The sequence below is a fragment of the Lactobacillus psittaci DSM 15354 genome (assembly GCF_000425905.1).
GTDB classification, from domain to species: Bacteria; Bacillota; Bacilli; order Lactobacillales; family Lactobacillaceae; genus Lactobacillus; species Lactobacillus psittaci.
This window is the reverse complement of the sequence record NZ_AUEI01000026.1, coordinates 1-1,059: the sequence shown is the minus strand read 5'-3', so window position 1 is coordinate 1,059 and position 1,059 is coordinate 1. Positions and strand designations below refer to the sequence as shown.

1 protein-coding gene is annotated in these 1,059 nt (G+C 36.8%); it reads left to right on the top strand.

Going from position 1 to position 1,059, the window contains the following annotated elements; genetic code table 11:
- Positions 1 to 1,059, top strand: a 1,059-nt coding sequence (locus H628_RS07710; protein WP_034538309.1) for a Rib/alpha-like domain-containing protein, incomplete at both ends; no start/stop codon positions are given.

Below are 1,059 nucleotides of genomic sequence, written 5' to 3'. Positions count from 1 at the left end.
GGCTGGCAATTAGCACCAAATCAAACTTTACCAGACACCGTAACTTTAAGTAGCGATGGTACAGTGAAGGACTTGGGCAAGGTAACAATTGAACATAAGCTGGTTAAACTATCTGATGAAGAAATTACAGCTAGCCATCTTGATAGAAATATCGATGGCCATCACAGATATATAATGGTCTTTTTACCAGGGTCAACAGTTTCTTATCAGTTCCCAGCTGGGGATTATTCCATTTTATCAAATTCAAATTACACAGTTGACTACTATAGAGATGAGGTTACCAGAGATATTTACTTCAATAACATGGAATATCACGATACCGATTACGGTATATTAGATGCTAAAGATGGTTCCGGTGCAGAACATAGAACACCTTCAACAACAGTTCCTGCAATTGATTTAAATGATATCCCAGAAATCAAAACGTTATTAGATCAGCATTATATTCCAATTATTAAATCGGCTAAGGATTATTCCCTTCCTGTAAGTGATATTGCCGATAACCATACTGTTTCAAGTATTGATTTGAATAATTTAGATTTTACCAAGGACCCATATATTGCAGCGAAGAGAGCAACATTTTCAGGAGAGAGTTATTTTGATATAACTGCTTTAACAGGTGATACTCTTTCCGCAACATTCCAATCTATTACCTTTGTTAAGGCAAAAGATAACCTTCTATATACCAAAGGTGCAACTGTTCCTACTGATGCAAAAGATGTATTAGATAACGTACCAAGTGATGCAACAGTAACTTGGGTAACTAAGCCAGATACATCAGCATATGGTGAAAAGACAGCTAAGGTTCATATTGCTTGGGGTGAAACTAACCAAGATATTGATGTTCCATATAAAGTCGCATCAACCAAAGACGTTGATGGTCCAAATGTCAAAACAGCCCAAACTCCACTTTCTTACATGGTTGGGGATACAATTTCAGATGATGATGCTGCTAAGGCATTAAACAAAGATACTATTCCAAGTGATGCCACTGTAGTTTGGGTAACTAAACCAAGTACAAAAGAAGCTGGTAGTCAAGCAGGTAAAGTTAAAGTAACC